This window comes from Streptomyces sp. NPDC041124 (assembly GCF_055592385.1).
In genome coordinates this window covers 1-24,078 of the sequence record NZ_JBVIYR010000002.1, presented here as the reverse complement: position 1 = coordinate 24,078, position 24,078 = coordinate 1, and the positions used below count along the sequence as shown (strand labels likewise).

The window sequence follows — 24,078 nt, the reverse complement described above, 5'->3', positions numbered from 1 at the left end:
TCCCGGGGCGGGGGCGGACCGATAGGTTTTCGGGTAGGCCGTCCGTCATCGCCGCCCGTCGTCCGGGTGCTCGGGCGGGGAAAGAACCGCTATCGAAAGGGTGATCCGTTGAGCCGCTCGGTTCTCGTCACCGGAGGCAACCGGGGCATCGGCCTCGCCATCGCCCGCGCGTTCGCCGACGCCGGCGACAAGGTCGCCATCACGTACCGCTCGGGTGAGCCGCCGGCCGGCTTCCTCGCCGTCAGATGCGACATCACCGACACCGAGCAGGTGGAGCAGGCCTACAAGGAGATCGAGGAGGCCCACGGCCCCGTCGAGGTCCTGATCGCCAACGCCGGCATCACCAAGGACCAGCTGCTGATGCGGATGTCCGAGGAGGACTTCACCTCGGTCGTCGAGACCAACCTCACGGGCACCTTCCGGGTCGTCAAGCGGGCCAACCGCGGCATGCTGCGTGCCAAGAAGGGCCGCGTCGTCCTGATCTCCTCCGTGGTCGGCCTGCTCGGCTCCGCGGGGCAGGCGAACTACGCCGCCTCCAAGGCCGGCCTGGTCGGCTTCGCCCGCTCCCTCGCCCGTGAGCTCGGTTCGCGGAACATCACCTTCAACGTCGTCGCCCCCGGATTCGTCGACACCGACATGACCCGGGAGCTCACCGGGGAGCAGCAGACGAAGATCCTGGCGCAGGTGCCGCTCGCCCGGTACGCGCAGCCCGAGGAGATCGCCGCGGCCGTGCGGTTCCTGGCCTCGGACGACGCCTCGTACATCACTGGAGCCGTCATTCCCGTTGACGGCGGACTGGGAATGGGTCACTGAACACCATGAGCGGAATCCTCGAGGGCAAGCGCGTCCTGATCACCGGTGTGCTGATGGAGTCCTCCATCGCCTTCCACACCGCCAAGCTGGCCCAGGAGCAGGGTGCGGAGATCATCCTGACCGCGTTCCCGCGGCCCACCCTGACCGAGCGCATCGCCAGGAAGCTGCCGAAGCCCACCAAGGTCATCGAGCTCGACGTCACCAACGACGAGCACCTGGGCCGGCTGGCCGACGTGGTCGGTGAGGAGCTCGGCGGCCTCGACGGCGTCGTCCACTCCATCGGCTTCGCCCCGCAGGACGCGCTCGGCGGCAACTTCCTCAACACGCCGTTCGAGTCGGTCGCCACGGCCATGCACGTCTCGGCGTTCTCCCTGAAGTCGCTGACCATGGCCTGCCTGCCGCTGATGCAGAACGGCGGCTCGGTCGTCGGCCTCACCTTCGACGCGCAGTACGCCTGGCCGCAGTACGACTGGATGGGCCCGGCGAAGGCCGCCCTGGAGGCGACCAACCGCTACATGGCGCGCGACCTGGGCAAGCAGAAGATCCGCTGCAACCTGATCTCGGCGGGCCCCATCGGTTCGATGGCCGCCAAGTCCATCCCGGGCTTCGCCGAGCTGGCCTCCGTCTGGGACACCCGTGCCCCCCTGGAGTGGGACCTGAAGGACCCGGAGCCGGCCGGCCGCGGTGTCGTCGCCCTGCTGAGCGACTGGTTCCCGAAGACCACGGGCGAGATCGTCCACGTGGACGGCGGTCTGCACGCCATCGGCGCCTGACCGTACGCCGCACCAGGGCCCGCGTCCCCGAAGGGACGCGGGCCCTCTGCACGCCGCGCTCAGCCGGCGGAGGGCGGACCGAACCGCCCCGGACGGCACACGAACGGATAGGAGGCGGCCTCCCCGGCCGCCGCCGCCGCGTCACCCGCGCGGATCGCGTCCACCAGCCGCCCGTGGTCCATGTGCGCCGCGGGCGACATGTCCCCGCCCACGTCGCCGCGCAGCCAGTCCCGCAGCACCTCGCTCAGATCCGCGTACACGGCGGTCATCACGTCGTTGTGCGAGGCGGCCACGACCGCCAGGTGGAACGTGGCGTCCGCCGCCACGAACGCCTCCGCGTCCCCCGACTCCCAGGCCTCCTCCCGGCGCCGCAGCAGGGTGTCGATCTGCCTGAGGTCCTTCTCCGTGCGCCGCTCGGCGGCCAGCCGGGCCGCCGACGACTCCAGGGTGGAACGCAGCTCGCCGACGTGCCGGGGGTCGGCGTCGGCGAAACGGCGGTGCATCACGCCGGCCAGCTCGCTCGTGGCCACCACGTACGTCCCCGAACCCTGGCGGATGTCCAGCAGCCCGTTGTGCGCCAGCGCGCGGACGGCCTCGCGGACCGTGTTGCGGGCCACTCCCAGCTGCTCGACCAGCTCCGGTTCGGTGGGGATGCGTGTGCCGACCGGCCACTCGCCCGAGGTGATCTGCGCCCGCAGTGCGGCGATGACCTGCTCGGACAGCGCCGAACGGCGCGGATGACTCAAAGGCATGACACACCTTCGCACGCCCGGGACCCCGTACGGCGCCCTTTCCGCCATGGACAACCAATCATCCCATGATTCTATGATGGGCATCATGGCTCGCGAGGAAACCCGGACGCCCACGTCCACGACCGCATGCACGCCGGGCGCGTCCGCAGCCCGGGGGTCCACCGGTGGCGGAACGGGACGCGCCTGGCGGACACGGCTGCTCGTCGCCGGCATCGTGCTGGCCGCGGTGAACCTGCGCCCCGCCATCACCAGCCTGGGCGCACTGCTGGAAGAGGTCCGCGACGGCCTCGGCATGAGCGGCACCGTGGCCGGCCTCCTCACCTCCGTGCCCCCGCTCTGCTTCGCCGTCTTCGGCGTCACCGCACCCCGCCTGGCCCGCCGCTTCGGCGCCGGAGCGGTGGTCTGCGCCGGCATGGCCGCCATCGGCACCGGTCTGCTGATACGCCCGTACGTGGGCGGCACGGCGGCGTTCCTGGCCACCAGCGCCCTCGCGCTGATGGGCATCGCCGTCAGCAACGTCCTGATGCCGGTCATCGTCAAGCGCTGGTTCCCCGACCGGGTCGGATCCATGACCGGCCTCTACTCCATGGCCCTGGCCCTGGGCACCGCCACGGCGGCCGCGGTGACCGTGCCGGTGACCGACGCGCTCGGAGGGAACTGGCGGTCCGGCCTCGCCGTCTGGGCGGGCCTGGCGGCCGCCGCCGTACTGCCGTGGCTCGCCTTCGCACGGGAACGGGGCGCGACGCCGGCCGAGCACGCACCGGCACGGGACGGGGAGGGCCCCCCGCGCGACATGCGGGCTCCCACCGAGGCGCCCGCCCTGCGCATCACCCGCAGCCGTACCGCGTGGGCGCTGGCGGTCTTCTTCGGCCTCCAGGCGACCGCCGCGTACATCACCATGGGCTGGATGGCGCAGATCTACCGGGACGCGGGCGTCCCCGCGGGCACGGCGGGCCTGCTCCTCGCGGTCACCATGGTGATGGGCGTGCCCCTGGCCTTCGTCATACCGCGCCTGGCCGCCCGGCTTCCCCACCAGGGCCCGATCGTGCTCGTGCTCGGTGCGAGCGGCCTCGCCGGATACGCGGGCCTGTACGTGGCTCCGGCCGCCGGCGCCGTGCTCTGGGCCGTGCTGCTGGGCGTCGCCAACTGCGCCTTCCCGCTGGCGCTCACCATGGTCGGCATGCGGGCCAGGACCAGCGGGGGAGTGGCCCAGCTGTCCGCGTTCGCCCAGAGCACCGGCTACCTGATCTCCATCCCCGGCCCGCTCCTCGTGGGCGTGCTCTACCAGCACAGCGGAGGCTGGGGGCTGCCGCTCGCCCTGATGGCCGGCCTGATGATCCCGCAGACGGTCGTCGGCGTCCTCGCCGGCCGCGACCGCACGGTGGAGGACGAGACGACTCGCTGACCCCCCCAAGGGGCGCGGGGAACTGCGCAAACGGGGGTCTGGGGGCGCAGCCCCCAGGGACGGGACGGGAAGGGGCGGCGGGGGCGGAAAAAGCCGGCACCTCCACGGCCGGGGAAGTCCTCCGGACCACCCCGGACCCCGCTGGGGCCCGCGGGCCGCCGGGCAGCCGGCCCACCCGGCAGACCACTCGCGCCACGCCCCCGAAGCGCACAGCGGCCCGTCGGGATGCGAGACTGGCCGCATGCCAGTCCTCGACCCGAACCCGCAGAACGGCCAGCGCAAGCTGCTGCTCGTCTTCGCCACGTTCTTCGCCATCTTCATCGTCATCGGCGTGATCGCGACCGTCCTCGCGCCGTGACGGCCCCCTGTGCCCCGTCCTACGGCGTCGGTACCGGCCATGGTGGTGCTGGCACCCCTGTCCCTTAGGGGGCCAGGCTCAGGGTCAAGTGGGTGGATCACCGGATGGGTTGAGACCCGCACGATCCGTACCTTCGAGATGTGGCCGCGACGGCGGGTCACGGACACACGAAGAGCGGAGGCCCTCATGTCGGCGCACACGCACACCCGGCCCCACCCGGCCCCCCGGGACGGCGCCGACACCCGGCTGCCCTGGTGGGCCCTGGTCCTGCCCGCCCTCGCCTTCGCGGCACTGCTCACCCTGATCCTCAACCCCGCCGACGCCCACGGGGCAGCCGGTGAACCCGTCATCGCCCACCTCGTCGAGCGCGCGCAGCAGCTCATAGCCCGGTGAACACCTTCGACGGTGCCGGTCAACTCCCTGCGCCCCGTGGCCTGTTTCGTGCGAAGCTGAGCTACATGAGCGTCGCAGAACCCCGCAGGATCGCCCTTTTCCGGCATGCGAAAGCCGACTGGCCACCGGTGTCCGACCACGAGCGCCCCCTCGCCGAGCGGGGCCGCACGGATGCCGCGGTCGCCGGACGCAAGCTCGCCGACACCGGCATCTCCTTCGACCTGGCCCTGTGCTCCACCTCGGTACGGACCCGCGAAACCTGGAAACTCGCGGTCCACGAGTTCCCGCAGCGGCCGAAAACCGTCTATGAGGAGCGGATCTACGAGGCCTCGCCCGGCGAGCTGATCGCCCTGCTCAACGAAACCCCCGACGACGCGCAGAACGTCCTCCTGGTCGGCCACAACCCGGGCATCCAGGGGCTCGCCGACATCCTGGCGGGCGAGTCCGAGGGAGACACCCGCGCGCGCATGAGCCGCCTCGGCTACCCCGCCGCCGCCTTCGCCGTCCTGTCCTTCACCGGCTCCTGGAAGTCCCTCGAGCCCGGCGTCGGCACCCTGGTCGACTACTGGACGCCGACCGAGTGACACCTGACACGCCAGGGCCCGGCACCCGGCGTCCACCGGTGCCGGGCCCCTGCCCCGCGTCTCAGTCCAGCTCGAGCGTGTCGGCGGCCTCGACCTCTTCCCGCGTGACGCCCAGCAGATAGAGGACCGTGTCCAGGAAGGGCACGTTCACCGCCGTGTGCGCGGCCTCACGGACCACCGGCTTGGCGTTGAAGGCGACACCGAGGCCCGCCGCGTTCAGCATGTCCAGGTCGTTCGCCCCGTCACCGATCGCCACCGTCTGCGACAGCGGCACCCCCGCCTCCGCGGCGAACCGGCGCAGCAGCCGCGCCTTGCCCGCCCGGTCCACGATCTCGCCGGTCACCCGGCCGGTCAGCTTCCCGTCGACTATCTCCAGGGTGTTGGCCTGGGCGAAGTCCAGCCCCAGCCGCTCCTTCAGATCATCGGTGACCTGGGTGAACCCGCCGGACACCACACCCACTTGATAGCCCAGGCGCTTGAGCGTACGGATCAGGGTGCGGGCGCCCGGCGTCAGCCGCACCTCGCTGCGCACCTTGTCCACCACGGACACGTCCAGTCCCTCCAGCAGCGCCACGCGCGCGTGCAGCGACTGCTCGAAGTCCAGTTCCCCGCGCATCGCGGCCGCCGTCACCCCGGCGACCTCGTCCTCGCAGCCGGCGTGCGCGGCGAAGAGCTCGATCACCTCGTCCTGGATCAGCGTGGAGTCCACGTCCATGACGACGAGGCGCTGCGCCCGCCGGTACAGTCCCGCCCCGACCACGGCGATGTCGACACCGAGCCTGGCGGCATCGGTCACCAGCGCCGTGCGCAGAGGTTCCGTCTCTACGCCGGACACCGCGAACTCCACGGCCGTGACCGGGTACTTGGCCAGCCGGAAGATACGGTCGATGTTGCCGCCGGCCTTCGTGATCCGTGCGGCGATCGCCGCCGTCGCCTCCGAGGTGAGGGGGTGGCCCAGCACCGTGACCAGCGACCGGCCGAGCCCGCGCGGGCGGTTGTCGCCCCTGCCGGAGATGATCTCCGCCTGCATCTTCATCGACTCCGCCCAGCTGTGGACGGTGGCCCGCAGATCGCCTTCCAGGCCCTCGGGAGGCTCGCTCACCAGTGCGCAGAGCACGATGCGGCCACGGGTGACGACCTGCTCGATGTCGACCACGTCGACCGAGTAGGCGGCGAGAGTGTCGAAGAGGCCGGCGGTGATGCCCGGCCTGTCCTTGCCGAAGATCTTGACCAGGAGGGTGGGAACGTCGGAGGTCTGCGATGCGCTCATGGTGCCTCCCACCGTATCCGGCACCCAGTGCCCAGCGCTCCCGAGGTCCGCCACCCGGACAGCAACACCCGGCTTTCCCTCGAAGGAGCCGGTCACGGCGGGGCCGACCGCACCCGCGAATCACCGCCCGCTCTCCGACTCACGCGGCGCAGCTGGAGGCGGTGGCGGTGGCCCCTCGTCCGGCCACAGCGGCGGCCGCTCCCCACCGCTCCGGTCCTCCCCGCCCCGAGGGCCACGCCTCCGCCCGACGGGCCCGACGGGCCCGATGACGGTGGGCGCGCCCGAGATGTCGACCTCACCGCCACCACGAGCCGGCGGCACCCGCAGATACGGATTGGTGTCCCGGTTCGGCGGCCGGAAAGGAACCCCCGGCGCGTACGGACCCGCCCGCCGGGCCTCCCCCCGTTCCCCGACGGCCCCCGCCGCCGCCCTGTCACCCCGTGCCAGAACCGCGACCCGTGCCCCCGCGGCCCCGCTCGCCCGGGCCAGCAGCGCACCCGCCGCCCCCGCACCCGCACCCCACAGCGCCCCCAGCAGCAGCGCCATGCCGAGCCGCCCGCGCAGCTCGATGCCCGCGTCGAAGGCGTCGAAGCCCGGCACGGACACCGAGGCGTCCACGGACACCACCGTGAGCAGGACCAGCAGCGGCAGTGTCACCGCCGTGGCGACGCCCAGACGCAGCGCGCACCGCCCCGCGAAACCCGCCGCCCGCGCCGCTTCCGCTGCCCGCTCCGCCGACACCGCCGCCCGCTCCGCCGACACCGGCGTCCGCACCGCCGTCAGCACCCCCGCCAGCAGCATCGCCAGTACGGCGGCCACCCCGAGCAGCCACACCCGCCCGTCGAGCTCGGCCAGCCGCCCCAGCGTCACGGGCCGGTCCTGGCCCGCCCGCAGAAGCTTGTCCACGGGATGCGGCAGCACCCCGAGCAGTGGCCCGCCGGCGCTCCCGTCCCACGGCACGAACAGACCGGCCGGGATCCCGAGCCACACCCCGTTCGGCGTCGCCAGCAGCGCCGCCCCCGCGATCCGCCGCGGATGGCCGTCGCCGATCGCCGCGTATCCCGCCGCGGCGTACCCCGCCGCCACCGCCACCAGCAGCACCGTGACGACGGCGGACACCGCCGGCCGTACCGCCCGGTGCACGGCGTCCCAGCCGTGCGGCAGCGGCGTACGGCGGGAAGCCAGCAGCGCCGCCAGCAGCACACCGGCCGACCAGCCCAGACCCCCGAGCAGCGTCGGCACCGTGTCGACGGTGAACCCGACGGACGCCGAGGCGTCGACGAGATCACCGGCCCGGTCCGGCAGCAGCCCCCCGACGTCCCCGAGCCCCGGGATCTCGACCTCGTCGCCACCCGGGCCCGGCAGGGCCTCCAGCCCCAGCGCGCCCCCGTCGACGGTGACCACGCCGTGACCGGCCCGGACCAGCCCGCCCGTCAGCGCCGTGAACAGCGCGACCACCACCCCCGCGCGGGCGAGGAGTTCGGCGGGGGAGACGGCAACTCCCGCCGCCCGCAGGGAGCGCAGGAAGAAGTACGACAGCAGCAGCGCACCGACGAGGCTCACGCCCAGTGGCGTGAAGTCGACGGCCGTGCGGACCTCCGCGCCCGACAGCCCGTGGGCGGACAGGTCACCGGACGGCGTGACCGCACCCCCCGCCCCCAGCGCCACCACGGCCACGGTCATCGGCCCCGGCGAACCGGCCGTGTCCGCGTCCAGCAGCCGCAGCCCGAGCGCCGCGGTCCCCGCCATCCCGATCAGTGCCCAGCTCACCGCGGCGACCGCGGACACCAGCACGTCGACCCACGGCACGCGCCGACCCGGCCCCGTAGTGCCGACGCCCGTGGCAGCACTCATGGCAGACCCCCCGATCCGCGGCGCGGCAAGAACACCGTTCCTGTCCCCCTCGCGTGGTTTACCACTCTCCGGGCCGATTTCAACCCCGCCGACGCATCCCCGTCGATGCGTTGGTGCGCGCTCGTGACAAGGCCCGGCTTTCGGTCACGGGGACGAGCCTGAAATAGTTCCCCCCGATGTTCGACATCCCTAGACTCCCTGCGATGGGGGAAATTCGGGGGACAACTCAGTGGGGCATGGAGTGCCGGAACTCGTACTGGAATCAAACGGACGGACCTGGACGCTCGATCCGTCCAGGGCCTACACCCTCGGACGTGATCCGCAGGGGGACGTCGTGCTGGACGACGCCAGGGTCTCCTGGCGTCACGCCACGATCAGCTTCAACGGGCGCAGCTGGGTCATCGAGGACCACGGCAGCACCAACGGCACGTTCGTGCAGGGACAACGGATCCACCATCTGGAGTTCGGCTCCGACACGGTGCTGAACCTGGGCAACGCGACCGACGGGCCGCGCGTGACCCTCACCGGCGCCGGGGCCGCCGTACCGCAGGCCCAGCCGCAGCAGCCGTACGCCGCCCAGGGCGCGAACGCCGGCTGGGCCCAGCAGGCGCCGCAGCAGCAGGCGCCGCAGCAGCAGCCGGCCCAGCAGTCCGGCTGGCAGCAGCCTCAGCAGCACGCGGCACCGCAGCGGCCCGCGCCGCACATCCCGCAGCAGCAGGGCCCCGGTGGTGGCGCGGGGGCGCCGCCGGTCTACGGCGACCGCAGTCCCACCACGTTCCACCAGTTCTCCCTCGGGCGCGTGATGCGCATCGGCCGCGCCCTGGAGAACGACCTGGTCGTCTCCGACCTCCAGGTCTCCCGCCACCACGCCGAGTTCCACTCCACGCCCGACGGCCGCATGGAGATCCGCGACCTCGGCTCGCACAACGGCACGTACGTCAACGGTCTGCCGATCACCAAGGGCGGCTCCCAACTGCTCGGCCCCACCGACATCGTGGGCGTCGGTCACTCGACGTTCCGGATCGTCGGCGACCGGCTCGAGGAGTTCGTCGACACCGGTGAGGTGTCCTTCTCCGCCCGCCACCTGACCGTCACGGTCGACGGTGGCAAGCAGATCCTCAAGGACGTCTCCTTCGGCGTCCCCGAGAAGTCGCTGATCGCGGTCATCGGCCCGTCCGGCTCCGGCAAGTCCACCCTGCTCAAGGCGCTCACCGGCTACCGGCCCGCCGACCGGGGCGAGGTCCTCTACGACAACCGCAACCTCTACAAGCAGTTCGCCGAGCTGCGCCAGCGCATCGGTCTGGTCCCGCAGGACGACATCCTGCACAAGGAGCTGACCGTCAGGAAGGCCCTGAAGTACGCGGCCAAGCTCCGCTTCCCCGCCGACACCACCGCCGCCGAGCGTGACGCCCGCATCGACGAGGTGCTGCGCGAGCTCAAGCTGGACATCCACAAGGACAAGAAGGTCACCTCCCTGTCCGGCGGCCAGCGCAAGCGTGTCTCCGTGGCGCTGGAACTGCTCACCAAGCCGTCGCTGATCTTCCTGGACGAGCCGACGTCCGGCCTCGACCCGGGCATGGACCGCGACGTCATGCAGCTGCTGCGCGGCCTCGCCGACGACGGCCGGACCGTCCTCGTCGTCACCCACTCGGTGGCCGAGCTGGCGATCTGCGACAAGCTGCTGGTGATGGCGCCGGGCGGCTCGGTCGCCTACTTCGGCCCGCCCGAGGAGGCGCTGAACTTCTTCGGCTACGACACCTGGGCCGATGTCTTCTCCGCCTTCGAGAACTACCGCGACTACGACTGGGCGGGCCGCTGGAAGGGCTCGCAGCACTACCAGATGTACGCGGCGGACATCGACGCGGTCGCGCCGCAGTCCGTACAGGTTCCGGCGATGCAGGCCATGAAGCCGCCGAAGCCGCAGGGCTGGATGTCGCAGTTCGTCACCCTGGTGCGGCGCTACGTCTCGGTGATCGTCTCCGACAAGGGCTTCCTGGCCCTGATGGTGATCCTGCCGGCCGTCCTCGGCGCGGTCAGCCTGCTCATCGAGCCGGACAAGGGTCTGCTGCCCAATCCGCCGAACCCGCAGAGCGGCCGCATCGTCCCGAACGGCACGGCGACCACGGTGCTGCTCATCCTCGCCGTCGGCGCCTGTTTCGCGGGCGCCGCGAACTCCGTGCGTGAGCTGATCAAGGAACGGGTCATCTACGAGCGGGAGCGCGCCACCGGCCTGTCCCGCTCGGCGTACCTGATGTCGAAGGTGTTCGTGCTCGGCATGATCACCGTGCTGCAGGGCCTGCTCGTCGGTGTGATCGGCTTCTCCAGCCGGGAGCTCCCCGAGGAGGGCCTGGTCTTCGGCGGCTTCACGCTGCTGGAGCTCTCGGTACCGATCATGGCGCTCGGCTTCACCTCGATGATGTTCGGCCTGATCATCTCCTCGCTGGTGAAGACCGCCGAGAAGACCATGCCGCTGCTGGTGATGTTCGCGATCGTCCAGGTCGTCTTCACCGGCTGCCTGTTCGCGCTGCACGGCTCGATCGGCGTCAACCAGTTCTCGTTCCTGATGCCGTCGCGCTGGGCGGTCGCCGCGTCGGGCGCCACGCTGGACTTCAACAGGATCAGCCCGCCGGAGACGGCCGGCGACACCGACCCGCTGTGGGAGCACACGGTCGGCGCCTGGGCGATGGACATGGGCGCGCTGATCGTCCTCGGCGTGGTCTGCGGCTTCTTCGTGGCCCGCTTCCTGCGCCGCCACGAGCCCGAGGTCATGCGCAAGTAACCCGCGCCGTGAGGCCCCGAAGGGCGGCACCCCGTCAGGAGGGTGCCGCCCTTCGGCGTCTGTGCTCGCGTGCGGAGGTCCGCGCCGGCCTCAGTACGCGCTGTCGACGTTGTCCATGGTGCCGTACCGGTCGGCCGCGTAGTTGCAGGCGGCGGTGATGTTGGCGACCGGGTCGTAGATGTTCTTCGGGGTGCCGGGGACGTGGTAGGCCTCGAACGTCGGCGGGATCACCTGGAGCAGGCCCTTGGAGGGGATGCCGTTGCGGGCGTTGATGTCCCAGAGGTTGATCGCCTTGGGGTTGCCGGAGGACTCCCGCATGATGTTGCGGTGGATGCCCTCGTAGGAGCCGGGGATGCCGTGCTTCTTCATGATGGCCAGGGACTCGCGGATCCAGCCGTCCAGGGTGTTGCTGTAACTCTTGGCGGCCGACGTGTTCACCTCGGCGCGCTCGGCGGCGCGGGAGGCGGCCTCCTTGGCCTGGCGGGCCCGCTCGGCCTCGGCCTTCGCGGCAGCGGCGGCGGCCTTCTTCTGCGCGGCGGCCTCGGCCTTCTGCGCCGCGGCCGCGGCCGCGGCTTCCTTCTTCGCCGCGATCTGCTCGACCTTGACGCTGGAGGCGGCGAGCCGGTCGGTGACGTCGGCCTTGACGTCCTGGATCGGCTCCGTGCTGTACGAGACCTTCGCCGCGGGGGCGGAGGCGGCCCCGCTCGTGGTGGTCGTGGACGCGTTGCTCGGAACGGCCGAGAACCCGATGGCGGCGGCACCGAGGGCGGCGACGCCCGCGACGGCCAGCTTGTGGTGACGGGTCAGCGCACGACTATGACCACGGGTGAGGAAGTTCTTCGACATGCGGGACGGACCTCTTCGAATAGCGCGGAGGTCGCTCACCGTCCGGTGGGGACACGGTGCTTCCGGCACGAACGCCGCGGATCGGAACCCACGGCGCTGAGCGACGCAGCCATTCTTAGCGGCCGCAAAATCGCCGGGCAAAGGTGTGACGTACGAAGCCGGGTAGTGGATCAGGGAGGTGCGAATCGGGGCAGAGGGGGCGGTACGCCCCGCTCACGCGGACGGTATGTCTCTCCTAGGGCGCTTCGTACGTGATGTGCGCCCTATGCCCGGCCTCACACCCGCCACCCTCACTTTTCACCCGCAGTTGCTGGAGCAATGCACTGTGTGAGGTGGTCCCGGTCACCGCGGCAGGACCAGGTGCACATCCCCGAACTCGTGCCACAGGTAACGCCCGCGCAAAGCCTCCCGGTACCCCCGCTCCACGGCCTCCCGCCCGGCGACCGCCTCCAGCATCAGCAGGTGCGATGCGGCCGTCTCGTGCAGCCCCGTCAGCAGCCCGTCCACCACCCGCACCCCCCGCTGCGGGGTCACCACCACATCGGTCCACCCCGCGCCGGCGCGCACCACCCCGTCCGCCCCGGCCGCCGACTCCACCGCCCGTACGGCCGTCGTCCCCACCCCGATCACCCGGCCGCCCCCCGCCCGCACCGCCCCGATCAGCCGCGCCGACGCCTCGGGCACCACGTACCGCTCCGGGTACGGCGGCTCGTGCGCCTCCGCCGACGCCACTCCCGTGTGCAGCGTCACCGGCGCGAACTGCACCCCGCGGCTCACCAGTTCCGCCACCAGCCGTGCCGTGAACGGACGCCCCGCACTCGGCATCTCCGCACTCCCCGCACCGTCCGGCGACGGCAGCGCGAACACCGTCTGGTACGCCGACAACGGCTGATCCCGCTCCGTGTACGCGTACCGGACGGGCCGCCCGTGCTCCCGCAGCACCCCGGGCACGTCCCGCGACACCCGCGCCCACCACAGCCGCTCGCCCCGCGCGCTCAACGGCTCCTCCAGCACCAGCCGGGCACCCCCGGCCAGCCGCACCTCTGTACCCGCGGGCGCCCCCGCGCGCGCACGCGTGGTGCCGCGCCCGTCCGGCTCCCGCAGCTCCACCGCCCAGCGGCCGTCGTCACCCCGCGTGGAGAAGTGCACGACCACCCCCGCATGACCGAGCCGCCCGTCGACGGCCGCCGCCAGCGTCGGCGACGTGTTCACCACCAGCAGGTCCCCGGCCCGCAGCAGCCGCGGCAGCTCCACGAAGGCGTGGTGCGACACCTCCGTACCCCGCGACACCAGCAGCCGCACCGAGTCCCGTTCGAGACCCGGCCCCCTCTGCTCCACCGGCACCCGCGCAGACAGCTCCTGCGGCACCTCCACGACCACCGTCATCGCCGCTCCTCCAGCAGCGCCGGAGCGCCGTAGCGTCCGCTCACCGGCCGCTCGTCCAGCAGCCGCAGGAAGGCGGGCACCACGTCGGCCGGCTCAGGCCGCGGACCGTCGTCGTCCGGCACGGCCGCCGCGTACAGCTCCGTCGCCATGTCGCCGGGATCGACCGCCCACACCCGCAATCCCGGCTCCTCCACCGCCAGCACCGCCGCCAGCTGGTCCAGGGCCGCCTTGGACGCCCCGTACCCGCCCCACGTCGGATACGCCTCGGCGGCGGCGTCCGAGCTCACCACGAGCACCGCGCCCGCGGGCGCCGCCCGCAGCAGCGGCAACGCCTCCTGCGCCAGCCCCAGCGCCGCCACCAGATTCACCTCAAGCGCCCGCCGCAGGCCCTCCAGCGGCAGCTCCTCCAACGGCACCAGCGGCTCGGCGCCCAGCGCGCTGGCGTTGTGCACCAGCAGATCCACCCCGCCCAGCCGCCACGCGGCAGCCACCAGCTCCGCACGGTGCCCCGCGTCCGTGACGTCCCCGGGCAGCGCCGCCACCCGCGTGCCGTGCGCCGACACCAGCCCCGCCGTCTCCGCCAGCGGGACCGGCCCCCGCGCGTCCAGCACCAGATCCCAGCCACGCTCCGCCAGCGCCCGCGCGAGCGCCGCCCCGAGCCCCTTCGAAGCCCCCGTGATGATCGCAACCGGCATGGCAACCGTCCCCTCGTCCTCCGCAACGCCCCGATCGGCGTGCCCTCAACGTAGGGACCGGCCGGCCGCCGTCGCCTCGGCCCCGGGACGCAGAAGCCCGGGTCCGTTCGCCCTACGCCGCCGTCCCCGGGTCCGCCGCCCTACGCCGGCGGCCGCGCACACGGGTCCGCGGCCCTACGCCCCCGGCCGGGCACTTCGGACCGGGGACCTAGGACCATCGCCCCGCCGACGGCCGCCGCCCGCCCGATCCGCGCCGTCACCGCCCACCGGTACCGTGAGGGACATGAGCCACGGCCCCCGGTCCGGCCTCGCCGCGGTGAGCGCCGCGTTGCTGGCCATGAGCAGGCACCTCGAGGTGCGCGACGTCCTCAAGACGATCGTCGCCTCGGCCCGCGAACTCCTCGACGCCCAGTACGCCGCCCTCGGCGTGCCCGACGACCACGGCGGCTTCGCCCAGTTCGTGGTCGACGGCGTCGACGACGACCAGTGGAAGGCCATCGGGCCCCTCCCGCGGCAGCACGGCATCCTCGCCGCGATGATCGACGAGGCCACCCCGCAGCGCCTCGCCGACGTGCGCCGCGACCCCCGCTTCGAGGGCTGGCCCAGCGCCCACCCCGATCTCGTCGACTTCCTGGGCCTGCCCATCCGCGACGGCGACGAGGTCATCGGCGCCCTGTTCCTCGCCAACAAGAACTGCCCCAGGACCGACGGGACCTGCGGCTTCACCGAGGACGACGAGGACCTGCTGGGCATCCTCGCCCAGCACGCCGCCATCGCCCTCACCAACGCCCGGCTCTACGAACGCAGCCGTGAGCTGACCATCGCCGAGGAACGCTCCCGCCTCGCCCACGAACTCCACGACGCCGTCAGCCAGAAACTCTTCTCCCTGCGGCTCACCGCCCAGGCCGCCGCCCGCCTCGTCGACCGGGACCCCTCCCGCGCCAAGGGCGAACTCCAGCAGGTGGCCGTCCTCGCCGCCGAGGCCGCCGAGGAACTGCGCGCGGCGGTCGTCGAACTGCGCCCCGCCGCCCTCGACGAGGACGGCCTGGTCGCCACGCTCCGCACCCAGGTCCAGGTCCTCGACCGCGCCCACAGCGCACACGTCACCTTCACCGGACACGGCGTGCGCGCCCTGCCCGCGGCCCAGGAGGAGGCGGTGCTGCGCGTCGCCCAGGAGGCGCTGCACAACGCCCTGCGGCATTCCGGCGCCGACCACGTCGACGTCACCCTGGAACGCAGGGGCGGCGGGGCGGTCCTGCGGGTCACCGACGACGGCAGCGGATTCGAGACGCGTCTCGTGCGCCGCGCGGGCCGCCATCTGGGACTGGTCTCCATGCGGGACCGGGCGAGCGGGGTCGGCGGCCGGCTGACCGTGGAATCGGCGCCCGGCAAGGGCACCACGATCGAGATGGAGGTCCCCGGTGGCTGACACGATCAAGGTCCTGCTGGTCGACGATCACCAGGTGGTACGCCGGGGCCTGCGCACCTTCCTCGAGGTGCAGGACGACATCGAGGTCGTGGGCGAGGCCGCGGACGGAGCGGAAGGGGTCGCCCTGGCGGGGGAGCTGCACCCCGACGTCATCCTCATGGACGTCAAGATGCCGGGTATGGACGGCGTCGACGCCCTGCGCAGGCTCCGCGAACTCGGGCATCCGGCGCGCGTGCTGATCGTCACCAGCTTCACCGAGCAGCGCACCGTGGTCCCCGCGCTGCGCGCGGGCGCCGCCGGCTACGTGTACAAGGACGTCGACCCCGACGCGCTCGCCGGAGCCATCCGCTCCGTGCACGCCGGGCACGTCCTGCTCCAGGCGGAGGTGGCGGGCGCGCTGCTGTCCCAGGAGGAGACCGGTTCAGGGCAGGGCCGCGCGGGCTCCCTCACGGAGCGGGAGCGCGAAGTGCTCGGGCTCATAGCGGACGGCCGCGCCAACCGGGAGATCGCCCGCGCCCTGGTCCTCTCGGAGAAGACCGTGAAGACCCACGTGTCGAACATCCTGATGAAACTCGATTTGGCGGACCGGACCCAGGCCGCCCTGTGGGCCGTGCGCCACGGTCTCAGCGGCTGACCCGGTACGCCTCCGGCCCGACGGAAGGTTCCCCTCCGGTCCGAGATTCATACCGTAGGGGGAATGTCCCCCGGATGGCCGTATCCCCGGGTGGCGCCGGCCGTTCTCCAGTGCACGCTGCGGCGCCTGCCGCAGCCGTCGCTAGGAGGGCTTGGAAAGTGAAGAACCTGAAGAAGGCAGCGGCCGTGACGATGGTGGCCGGTGGCCTGCTCGCCGCCGGCACCGGAATGGCCTCCGCCACCGACGGCAGCCACGCCCACGGCAAGGCCGTCGGCTCCCCGGGCGTCGTCTCCGGCAACGTCATCCAGGTCCCGGTCGACGTTCCGGTCAACGTCTCCGGCAACAGCGTCAACGTCATCGGCCTCCTCAACCCGGCCTTCGGCAACACCGCCGTCAACCACTGACACCCCCAGAGCCCCGGCCCTCACCCCCCCACCGAGGCGCCGGGGCTCCCCCTACCTCCATCCCGCCTCCGCACACGACCGCGCCACAACCCGCTCCCCGCCCCCACTCCCGCACGCGCAGAGCTTCGCCCCCGCCGCGCCCTACCGCTCCCCGCGCACGGTCGCCCCGAGGCCCGCTCCCGCCTCGCTCTTCGCGCGCGGTCGCGCCGAGGCCCACCCTCCGCAGGCCGCGGGCCGCTCTCCGCTCTCCGCGGGCAGTCGTGCCGCAGGGCGGTGGTGGTACCTCCCGCTCGAGCGAAGCCGAGAGTGGGGGAGGGTGGGCGCGACGGCACCCCGCCGGCGCCGGGCTGCGCGAACACCCCCCGGCCCACACCCACGCCAGGGCCACCCGCAAGCCCGGGCTGCTACAGCCCCCGAACCACCAGCCCCGGCACCGACCGAACGCCCCTCACCCGAACCCCCGCTCCTCCACAACGGAGTTGTACGCGGCGACCCGCGCCCGCCGAGCCGTCCGCTCCACCGGCCGCAACGCCCCCGCCCTCCCCGCCATCTCCGACGCACTCACCGCACCCCCGTGCCCACCGCCCCCCGCCAGCGACACCAACGCCCCCACCCGCTCCGCCAGCTCCAGCACCCGCACCGCCCGAGGCGGATACCCCGGCGCCAGCACATCCCGCCCCCGCGAGGCCGTCGCCCGCGCCCGGTACGCGTCGATCGCCGCCTCCGCCACCGGCCCCGACCCGGCCACGTCCAGCCGCGTCAGCACCTCCGTAGCCTCCCGCAACGCCTCCGCCAGCTCCCGCTCCGCCTCCCCGAGCGACGGCACGTCCGCAGGCGGCGCCTCCCGCACCGGCAGACAGTGCCAGACCACCTCCACCCGCACATCACCCGAGGGCCCGGCCTCGTGCACCTCCGGCACCAGCCCCAGCGGCGCCCCCGAACAGACCACCGCCTCCTCCGCCTGGAGCGCACGCGCGTTGAACTCCGCCGGCCCGCTCAGCCCCAGCGGATGTCCCGGCACCGGCAGCGCCACCCGCAGCCCGCCCACCCCGAGCGCCCGCAGCCGCCCCAGCGCCAGCGTGAGTCCCACCGGAGCGGCCTCGCCCGGCAGCCCCACCACCCGGTGCACCGCGTCCTCCCCGACGACCGCGACCGCGGCGTCATCCGGCGAGGCAAGTCCGGCAAGAAGGGCGTTTCCCCAAGCGGCAAGACGTCCAGAGCGTGGTTCCGAGAGCATGCGTACACCCTAGACAGAGCCCAAGACCCGGACCGGAGGAATGTCCGGGTCGACCAGTGGCGTAGATTTCATGAAGGGCTGCGCCCACGGGTGCGGCGGACCGACCCACCAGGCGTACGCGACAGCCGAGACCGGCCACACTGCAAGGGGAGACAACGCGCTCATGAGCGATGTTCTGGAGCTTCAGGACGTATCCGTGGTCCGTGAGGGCCGGGCTCTCGTGGACCAGGTCTCCTGGTCGGTCAAGGAGGGCGAGCGCTGGGTCATCCTCGGCCCCAACGGCGCCGGCAAGACCACCCTCCTCAACCTCGCCTCCAGCTACCTCTACCCCAGCACGGGCACCGCCACCATCCTCGGCGAGACCCTCGGAAAGCCCGGCACCGACGTCTTCGAGCTGCGCCCCCGCATCGGCATGGCCGGCATCGCCATGGCCGACAAGCTCCCCAAGAAGCAGACCGTCCTGCAGACCGTGCTCACCGCCGCCTACGGCATGACCGCCGGCTGGCAGGAGGAGTACGAGGACATCGACGAACAGCGCGCCCGCGCCTTCCTCGACCGCCTCGGCATGTCCGACTACCTGGACCGCAGGTTCGGCACCCTCTCCGAGGGCGAGCGCAAGCGCACCCTGATCGCCCGCGCCCTGATGACCGATCCCGAGCTGCTCCTCCTCGACGAGCCCGCCGCCGGCCTCGACCTCGGCGGCCGCGAGGACCTCGTACGCCGCCTCGGCCGGCTCGCCCGCGACCCGATCGCCCCCTCCATGATCATGGTCACGCACCACGTGGAGGAGATCGCCCCCGGCTTCACCCACGTCCTGATGATCCGCCAGGGCAAGGTCCTGGCCGCCGGCCCGCTGGAGCTCGAACTCACCTCCCGCAACCTCTCCCTCTGCTTCGGCCTCCCGCTCGTCGTCGAACAGGTCGGTGACCGCTGGACCGCCCAGGGCCTGCCGATGGCCTGAACCGCACCACAGGACGCAACACCCCGAGCCGCACGGCGCGTTCAAACTGATCGGCGCCCTGTCGGCGACCGGGTGCGCGGTCCTACCATGGCCGGGTGGACATCGACGCATGGCTGTGGTGGCTGATCGGCGCGACGGCACTCGGCATCGGGCTCGTGATCACCGCGATGCCCGAACTCGGCATGCTCGCGGTGGGCGCCGTCACCGCGGCACTGGTCTCCGGCGTCTTCGGCGGCGGAGCCGTCGCCCAGGTCGTGGTCTTCGCCGTCGTCTCGACGGCGCTCATCGCCGTCGTACGCCCCATCGCCAGGAGACACCGCACCCAACGCCCCGAACTCGCCACGGGCGTCGACGCCCTGAAGGGAAAACAGGCCGTCGTCCTGGAACGCGTCGACGGCTCCGGCGGCCGGATCAAACTCGCCGGTGAGGTCTGGTCGGCACGCGCCCTCGACACCGACCGCGCCTACGAGGCGGGCCAGGAAGTGGACGTCGTCGACATCGAGGGAGCCACGGCGATCGTCATGTGACCCCTCACGACACAACTGCGGCGAACAATCCCCCAGTTGCACCGAAGGTCTGACAGACTCGACCAGCAAGATCTTCAACAACGAGATCTTCCCAGGCACGACAGCTGCCCTAGGCGCCGAGGTCAAGAAGGGTTCGGGGAACCGACGATGGAACCGATCATCATCGTCCTGATCATCCTGGTGGTGTTGGTCTTCATCGCCCTGATCAAGACGATCCAAGTCATTCCACAAGCCAGCGCCGCCATCGTCGAGCGCTTCGGCCGCTACACGCGGACACTGAACGCGGGCCTCAACATCGTCGTCCCGTTCATCGACACCATCCGCAACCGCATCGACCTGCGCGAACAGGTCGTCCCGTTCCCGCCGCAGCCGGTGATCACCCAGGACAACCTGGTCGTCAACATCGACACCGTCATCTACTACCAGGTGACCGACGCCCGGGCCGCCACCTACGAGGTCGCCAGCTACATCCAGGCCATCGAGCAGCTCACCGTCACCACCCTGCGCAACATCATCGGCGGCATGGACCTGGAGCGCACCCTCACCTCCCGCGAGGAGATCAACGCGGCCCTGCGCGGCGTCCTCGACGAAGCCACCGGCAAGTGGGGCATCCGCGTCAACCGCGTCGAACTCAAGGCCATCGAGCCCCCCACCTCCATCCAGGACTCGATGGAGAAGCAGATGCGCGCCGACCGCGACAAGCGCGCCGCCATCCTCCAGGCCGAAGGTGTCCGCCAGTCCGAGATCCTGCGCGCCGAGGGCGAGAAGCAGTCCCAGATCCTGCGCGCCGAGGGCGAGGCCAAGGCAGCCGCCCTCCGCGCGGAGGGCGAGGCCCAGGCCGTCCGTACGGTCTTCGAGGCCATCCACGCCGGCGACCCGGACCAGAAGCTGCTCTCCTACCAGTACCTCCAGATGCTCCCGAAGATCGCCGAGGGAGACGCCAACAAGCTCTGGATCGTCCCCAGCGAGATCGGCGACGCCCTCAAGGGCCTCTCCGGCGCGATGGGCAACTTCGGCGCCATGGGCGGCAACAACACCCCGGCCCCCAGCGTCCCGGCCCAGGAACGCCGCGAGAAGCCCTCCATCGACTAGGGCACCTCCTCAGGGGCGCGGGTAACTGCGCGACACGCCACGACCCACCCGCGGTCGGGCAGCGACCCACGCCCCTGAGGCGAAGCCGTTCACGCCGCGTCCAGCGCCAACCACTCAGGCAACGCCTCGAACTCCTCCGCCCCCAGCGCCAGCAGCATCGCATCAGCCGGCGTCGGCTCGAACGGCTCCCGCAGCAACGGCATACCGGCCTGCTCGGGCGTCCGGTTCGCCTTCCGGTGATTGTCCTCCGCGCACGACGCCACCGTGTTCAGCCACGTGTCCTGCCCACCGCGCGACCTCGGCACCACGTGGTCCACGGTCGTCGCCCGCCGGCCGCAGTACGCGCACCGGTGCCGGTCCCGGACCAGCACACCCCGCCTCGACCACGGCGCTTGTCTTCGGAACGGCACCCTGACGTACTGGCAGAGCCTGATCACCCGGGGCGCCGGTATGTCGACCGCGGCTCCACGCATCCGCAGTTCGGGGTGGGCCTGCTCGACGACGGCCTTGTCCTGGAGCACCAGAACGACGGCTCGGTTCAACGTCACCGTCGACAGCGGCTCGAAGCTCGCGTTCAGTACCAGCGTGTCCCGCATACCAGCCCACCTCCCGTGTGCACCGGCCCACCCCTCGGCGGGCTGGGATCAACTCTGGCCGGGCACGCCGGGATGGACAACGCAATATCCGCTGCTCCCGCGGGAGGCGCCCCCTCCGCGCCCCCGGAAACAAAAATGCCCGCCCCTGATCAATTCCAAGACCAGGGGCGGGCAAACGTTCCGTGAACGCCGGGAGCCGCGCGGAAGGCTCAGGACTCCGCGGGCACCTCGTACTCACCGATCAGGTGGGCACGCGCGAGCGTGTGGAACCGCAGGTTGAAACCCACGGCGGCCGCAGAGGCGTCCGAGTCCGGACCCAGCTTCTCCTGGTCCACGGCGTACACCGTGAACACGTACCGGTGCGGCCCGTCCCCGGGCGGGGGCGCCGCGCCACCGAACTCCTTGCCGCCGTAGTCGTTGCGCACCTGTACGGCACCCTCCGGCAGCCCTTCGAAGGAACCGCTGCCCGCACCCACCGGCAACTCGGTCACCGAGGCCGGGATGTCGAACACCACCCAGTGCCAGAACCCACTGCCCGTCGGGGCGTCCGGGTCGAAGCAGGTCACGGCGAAGCTCCTGGCCTCCGACGGGAAGCCCTCCCAGCGCAGGTGCGGTGAGGTGTTGCCGGCCGCGTGAACCTGAGCGTCCTTGAGCGTCGCGCCTTCCGTCACATCGTCACTGGTCACCGTGAACGACGGCACCGGCGGATGGAAGTCGTGGGGGAGCGGCCGCCGCTTGAGCTCGGTCACCTCGGTACCTCCTGATCGTCTGCGTTCGGTCGGAACCGAGCCTAGAACCAGTTGCGCCTGCTGCCGACCTCCGACAGCCACTGGTTGAGGTACGCCGCCCAGTCGGTCCCCTGGTAGTCGTTCAGCCCCACCTTGAACGAACGGAAGGTGTCGCTGCCCTCGCTGAACAGCCCCGGCTTCTTGTCCATCTCCAGCACGACGTCCATGGCCTGCTCGTCCGCCACGAAGCTCAGCTCGACCTGGTGCAGCCCCCGGTACTGCTGCGGCGGGAAGAACTCGATCTCCTGGTAGAACGGCAGCTTCTGCCGGGTGCCCCGGATGTGACCGCGCTCCATGTCCGCGCTCTTGAAGCGGAAGCCCAGCTGGATGAACGCGTCCAGGATCGCCTTCTGCGCGGGCAGCGGGTGCACGTTGACCGGGTCCAGGTCACCGGAGTCCACGGCCCGCGCGATCGCCAGCTCCGTGCTCACCCCGATGTTCATCCCGCGCAGCGGCTGGCCGTCGATCATCGTGATCGGCGTCTCCCACGGAATCTCCAGCCCGAACTGCACCGCGTGCACCGCGCCGGCCTGCAGCTCGAAGGCACCACCGAGCTGCGACTTCGTGAACTCGATGTCCTGCTTGTACTCCTGGTCGCCGCTCTCCACCTCGACCTTGGCCTGCAGCCCCACCGACAGACCCTCGATCTGCTGGTTCACGGACCCGCCCTGGATCCGCACCTCGCCCTGCACGACGCCGCCCGGGACGACGTTGACCTCGTGCAGCACCGTCTCGACCGAGGCCCCGCCGGCTCCCAGACTCGCCAGCAGCTTCTTGAACGCCATGTCTCTCCCTCTGTCGTCCTGCCATCGCTTGTGTGCAAGGACCCTGACCCCTAACAACGCGATCCGGCCGTGGCCGGTTCCGTCGGCCCTCACCCCGGCAAGGGCGGCGCCCGGTGAACACCCTGCGGCACCGGCCGTCTCCAGTACCCTCGGACGGCATGATCGCGACCCCCGACCGTACGCCCCCGTCCAGGAAGTTCTTCGACCGCCCCGTCACCGAGGTCGCCCTCGACCTCCTGGGCCGCATCCTGGTCCGCAACACCCCGGACGGTCCGATCGCCCTCCGCCCGAGGCGGTCGGCATGAACGTCGGCCTTCTCGCCCATCCTGCTGAAGAGGTCGCCCCCAGGCTGCTCGGAAGCGTCCTCACCTGCAAGACCCCGGAAGGGGCGGTGAGTCTCGCCATCACGGAGACCGAGGCGTACTCCGGCACGGCCGACCCGGCCTCGCATGCCTACCGAGGCCGGACATCCCGTAACGCCGTCATGTTCGGACCCGCAGGACACCTGTACGTCTACCGGTCCCACGGTCTCCACTGGTGTGCCAACGTCGTCACGGGGACGGACGGCATCGCCTCGGCCGTCCTCGTCCGGGCCGGCAGGGTCATCGACGGGGAAGACCTGGCACGCAAGCGGCGAGGGGAAAGGGTCGAGACCCCACGTCTTGCCCGAGGCCCGGGAAACTTCTGCCAGGCACTCGGCATCACCGGCGAGCACAACGGCGCGGACCTCCTTGCCGGCACCTCGGTCACCTTGTCCGAGGGGGAGCCGGTACCTGCCGGGCACATCCGGGTCGGCCCTCGGGTAGGCGTGAGCAAGGCTCACGACTGGCAACACCGGTTCTACCTCGCCGGTGATCCGACGGTCTCGGCGTACCGACTGAGCCCGAGAGCCAGGACGTCCGACAACAACTGAGCCGGTGTGCGCCCCACCCGAGTCGAGGGCTGTCACGCACCGCCTATGGCTTCCGGACTCCTGCATACCGTCTCCGCCGCTGGGTCGACGACGACCCGACCGTGAGTACGTACCGGTCCCATGCGCCGCAGCGTCGGCGGAGTTGACTCCTCGGCCGAGGTTGCGTAGTGTTGCCCGAGCCGCTTGACCCGGGTACGGCGTTCGCCTGCAGCCGGAAGCGGCCAACCCACTACCTACGATCACCCCTCAGCGGGGTCGAATTCGCCATGTCCGCATGCCTGAATTCGCTCACCGCAGAGCGCGATTATGAATCGGGCCAGGGAATCGGCTAGCGTAGTGAATGTCGAAAGGCCGACAGGCGAAAGCCATCGACTCGACGGCAAACCCGCCGACTGGGAATCAGGCCCGAAAGGATCTGATAGAGTCGGAACCGCCGGAAAGGGAAACGCGAAAGCGGGAACCTGGAAAGCGCCGAGGAAATCGGATCGGAAAGATCTGATAGAGTCGGAAACGCAAGACCGAAGGGAAGCGCCCGGAGGAAAGCCCGAGAGGGTGAGTACAAAGGAAGCGTCCGTTCCTTGAGAACTCAACAGCGTGCCAAAAGTCAACGCCAGATATGTTGATACCCCGTCCATCCGGATACGGATGGTCGAGGTTCCTTTGAAAAAACACAGCGAGGACGCTGTGAACGGTCGGATTATTCCTCCGGCCGTTCCGCTCTCGTGATGTGTCGTCCCGATTACGGGAAAACATTCACGGAGAGTTTGATCCTGGCTCAGGACGAACGCTGGCGGCGTGCTTAAC

General features: G+C 71.4%; 24 protein-coding genes and 1 pseudogene. 15 read left to right on the top strand and 10 right to left on the bottom strand.

Annotated features, from left to right (window positions below):
* Positions 1-108 precede the first annotated feature (108 nt).
* Together fabG and fabI are read left to right on the top strand one after the other, a co-directional pair.
* Positions 109-813, top strand: a complete 705-nt coding sequence (fabG, locus tag ACZ6A9_RS04465) for a 3-oxoacyl-[acyl-carrier-protein] reductase (protein WP_468978138.1) — start codon at positions 109-111, stop codon at positions 811-813.
* Between the two features lie 5 nt (positions 814-818).
* Positions 819-1,586 (top strand): enoyl-ACP reductase FabI, encoded by a 768-nt coding sequence (fabI, locus tag ACZ6A9_RS04460; RefSeq protein ID WP_468978133.1) that lies wholly within the window; start codon positions 819-821, stop codon positions 1,584-1,586.
* 59 nt (positions 1,587-1,645) lie between these two features.
* On the opposite strand, the gene ACZ6A9_RS04455 is transcribed toward fabI, so the two are convergent.
* Complete coding sequence (locus tag ACZ6A9_RS04455) at positions 1,646-2,338, bottom strand: FadR/GntR family transcriptional regulator (protein WP_468978126.1); 693 nt, start codon at positions 2,336-2,338, stop codon at positions 1,646-1,648.
* 73 nt (positions 2,339-2,411) lie between these two features.
* Here ACZ6A9_RS04455 and ACZ6A9_RS04450 point away from each other — a divergent pair, with 73 nt between their 5' ends.
* The 4 genes from ACZ6A9_RS04450 (at position 2,412) to ACZ6A9_RS04435 (ending at position 5,078) form a co-directional block, all read left to right on the top strand.
* Complete coding sequence (locus ACZ6A9_RS04450; RefSeq protein WP_468978118.1) at positions 2,412-3,743, top strand: CynX/NimT family MFS transporter; 1,332 nt, start codon at positions 2,412-2,414, stop codon at positions 3,741-3,743.
* Positions 3,744-3,984: 241 nt separating this feature from the next.
* Entirely contained in the window at positions 3,985-4,101 is a 117-nt protein-coding gene (locus ACZ6A9_RS04445; RefSeq protein ID WP_468978111.1) for an SGM_5486 family transporter-associated protein, read from the top strand.
* A gap of 186 nt (positions 4,102-4,287) precedes the next feature.
* A complete protein-coding gene (locus tag ACZ6A9_RS04440) occupies positions 4,288-4,494 on the top strand; it encodes a hypothetical protein (RefSeq protein ID WP_468978107.1) in 207 nt (68 codons plus the stop codon).
* Between the two features lie 65 nt (positions 4,495-4,559).
* The gene (locus ACZ6A9_RS04435) at positions 4,560-5,078 is read left to right on the top strand and encodes a SixA phosphatase family protein (RefSeq protein ID WP_468978100.1); all 519 of its coding nucleotides are present in this window, start codon (positions 4,560-4,562) and stop codon (positions 5,076-5,078) included.
* 61 nt (positions 5,079-5,139) lie between these two features.
* Here ACZ6A9_RS04435 and serB read toward each other — a convergent pair whose 3' ends face one another.
* On the bottom strand, positions 5,140-6,348 hold the full coding sequence (gene serB, locus ACZ6A9_RS04430) for a phosphoserine phosphatase SerB (protein ID WP_468978094.1): 1,209 nt from the start codon (positions 6,346-6,348) through the stop codon (positions 5,140-5,142).
* Positions 6,349-6,468: 120 nt separating this feature from the next.
* The gene (locus ACZ6A9_RS04425; RefSeq protein ID WP_468978088.1) at positions 6,469-8,202 is read right to left on the bottom strand and encodes a streptophobe family protein; all 1,734 of its coding nucleotides are present in this window, start codon (positions 8,200-8,202) and stop codon (positions 6,469-6,471) included.
* Positions 8,203-8,443: 241 nt separating this feature from the next.
* Between ACZ6A9_RS04425 and ACZ6A9_RS04420 the strand changes: the two genes are divergently transcribed.
* A complete protein-coding gene (locus tag ACZ6A9_RS04420; protein WP_468978082.1) occupies positions 8,444-10,981 on the top strand; it encodes an ABC transporter ATP-binding protein/permease in 2,538 nt (845 codons plus the stop codon).
* A gap of 90 nt (positions 10,982-11,071) precedes the next feature.
* On the opposite strand, the gene ACZ6A9_RS04415 is transcribed toward ACZ6A9_RS04420, so the two are convergent.
* The 3 genes from ACZ6A9_RS04415 to ACZ6A9_RS04405 all read right to left on the bottom strand — a co-directional run bounded on the left by ACZ6A9_RS04415 (position 11,072) and on the right by ACZ6A9_RS04405 (position 13,908).
* The gene (locus ACZ6A9_RS04415; protein WP_468978077.1) at positions 11,072-11,827 is read right to left on the bottom strand and encodes a transglycosylase SLT domain-containing protein; all 756 of its coding nucleotides are present in this window, start codon (positions 11,825-11,827) and stop codon (positions 11,072-11,074) included.
* A 342-nt stretch (positions 11,828-12,169) separates the two neighbouring features.
* Positions 12,170-13,213, bottom strand: a complete 1,044-nt coding sequence (locus ACZ6A9_RS04410; protein WP_468978070.1) for an S-adenosylmethionine:tRNA ribosyltransferase-isomerase — start codon at positions 13,211-13,213, stop codon at positions 12,170-12,172.
* A complete protein-coding gene (locus tag ACZ6A9_RS04405) occupies positions 13,210-13,908 on the bottom strand; it encodes an SDR family NAD(P)-dependent oxidoreductase (RefSeq protein ID WP_468978066.1) in 699 nt (232 codons plus the stop codon). The genes ACZ6A9_RS04410 and ACZ6A9_RS04405 overlap by 4 nt, the downstream gene beginning before the upstream one ends.
* A 283-nt stretch (positions 13,909-14,191) precedes the next feature.
* Here ACZ6A9_RS04405 and ACZ6A9_RS04400 point away from each other — a divergent pair, with 283 nt between their 5' ends.
* The 3 genes from ACZ6A9_RS04400 (at position 14,192) to ACZ6A9_RS04390 (ending at position 16,375) form a co-directional block, all read left to right on the top strand.
* Positions 14,192-15,337, top strand: a complete 1,146-nt coding sequence (locus ACZ6A9_RS04400) for a GAF domain-containing sensor histidine kinase (RefSeq protein ID WP_468978061.1) — start codon at positions 14,192-14,194, stop codon at positions 15,335-15,337.
* Positions 15,330-15,971 carry a response regulator gene (locus tag ACZ6A9_RS04395; RefSeq protein WP_468978056.1) on the top strand — a complete coding sequence of 214 codons (642 nt, stop codon included), beginning with the start codon at positions 15,330-15,332 and terminating at the stop codon, positions 15,969-15,971. The genes ACZ6A9_RS04400 and ACZ6A9_RS04395 overlap by 8 nt, the downstream gene beginning before the upstream one ends.
* Before the next feature lie 158 nt (positions 15,972-16,129).
* Positions 16,130-16,375, top strand: a complete 246-nt coding sequence (locus tag ACZ6A9_RS04390) for a chaplin (protein WP_190095950.1) — start codon at positions 16,130-16,132, stop codon at positions 16,373-16,375.
* A gap of 448 nt (positions 16,376-16,823) precedes the next feature.
* Here the strand turns inward: ACZ6A9_RS04390 and ACZ6A9_RS04385 are convergent, their stop codons facing one another.
* Positions 16,824-17,612 carry a hypothetical protein gene (locus ACZ6A9_RS04385; protein ID WP_468978046.1) on the bottom strand — a complete coding sequence of 263 codons (789 nt, stop codon included), beginning with the start codon at positions 17,610-17,612 and terminating at the stop codon, positions 16,824-16,826.
* Positions 17,613-17,652: 40 nt separating this feature from the next.
* Between ACZ6A9_RS04385 and ACZ6A9_RS04380 the strand changes: the two genes are divergently transcribed.
* From ACZ6A9_RS04380 to ACZ6A9_RS04370, 3 genes are all read left to right on the top strand, one after another.
* The gene (locus ACZ6A9_RS04380) at positions 17,653-18,573 is read left to right on the top strand and encodes an ABC transporter ATP-binding protein (RefSeq protein ID WP_468978040.1); all 921 of its coding nucleotides are present in this window, start codon (positions 17,653-17,655) and stop codon (positions 18,571-18,573) included.
* Between the two features lie 95 nt (positions 18,574-18,668).
* Positions 18,669-19,100, top strand: a complete 432-nt coding sequence (locus ACZ6A9_RS04375) for an NfeD family protein (RefSeq protein WP_468978035.1) — start codon at positions 18,669-18,671, stop codon at positions 19,098-19,100.
* Positions 19,101-19,247: 147 nt separating this feature from the next.
* The gene (locus tag ACZ6A9_RS04370; protein ID WP_468978029.1) at positions 19,248-20,192 is read left to right on the top strand and encodes an SPFH domain-containing protein; all 945 of its coding nucleotides are present in this window, start codon (positions 19,248-19,250) and stop codon (positions 20,190-20,192) included.
* Positions 20,193-20,281: 89 nt separating this feature from the next.
* Here ACZ6A9_RS04370 and ACZ6A9_RS04365 read toward each other — a convergent pair whose 3' ends face one another.
* The 3 genes from ACZ6A9_RS04365 to ACZ6A9_RS04355 form a co-directional block, all read right to left on the bottom strand.
* Entirely contained in the window at positions 20,282-20,788 is a 507-nt protein-coding gene (locus tag ACZ6A9_RS04365; RefSeq protein WP_189595904.1) for an HNH endonuclease, read from the bottom strand.
* A 209-nt stretch (positions 20,789-20,997) separates the two neighbouring features.
* Positions 20,998-21,537, bottom strand: coding sequence for a YbhB/YbcL family Raf kinase inhibitor-like protein (locus ACZ6A9_RS04360; protein WP_468978018.1), 540 nt, complete (start codon positions 21,535-21,537; stop codon positions 20,998-21,000).
* A 41-nt stretch (positions 21,538-21,578) separates the two neighbouring features.
* Entirely contained in the window at positions 21,579-22,361 is a 783-nt protein-coding gene (locus tag ACZ6A9_RS04355) for a sporulation protein (protein ID WP_468978011.1), read from the bottom strand.
* Between the two features lie 158 nt (positions 22,362-22,519).
* Here ACZ6A9_RS04355 and ACZ6A9_RS04350 point away from each other — a divergent pair.
* Positions 22,520-22,648, top strand: a pseudogene (locus ACZ6A9_RS04350) (DNA-3-methyladenine glycosylase); the annotation flags it as partial.
* 14 nt (positions 22,649-22,662) lie between these two features.
* The gene (locus ACZ6A9_RS04345) at positions 22,663-23,274 is read left to right on the top strand and encodes a DNA-3-methyladenine glycosylase (protein WP_468978005.1); all 612 of its coding nucleotides are present in this window, start codon (positions 22,663-22,665) and stop codon (positions 23,272-23,274) included.
* Positions 23,275-24,078: the final 804 nt, after the last annotated feature.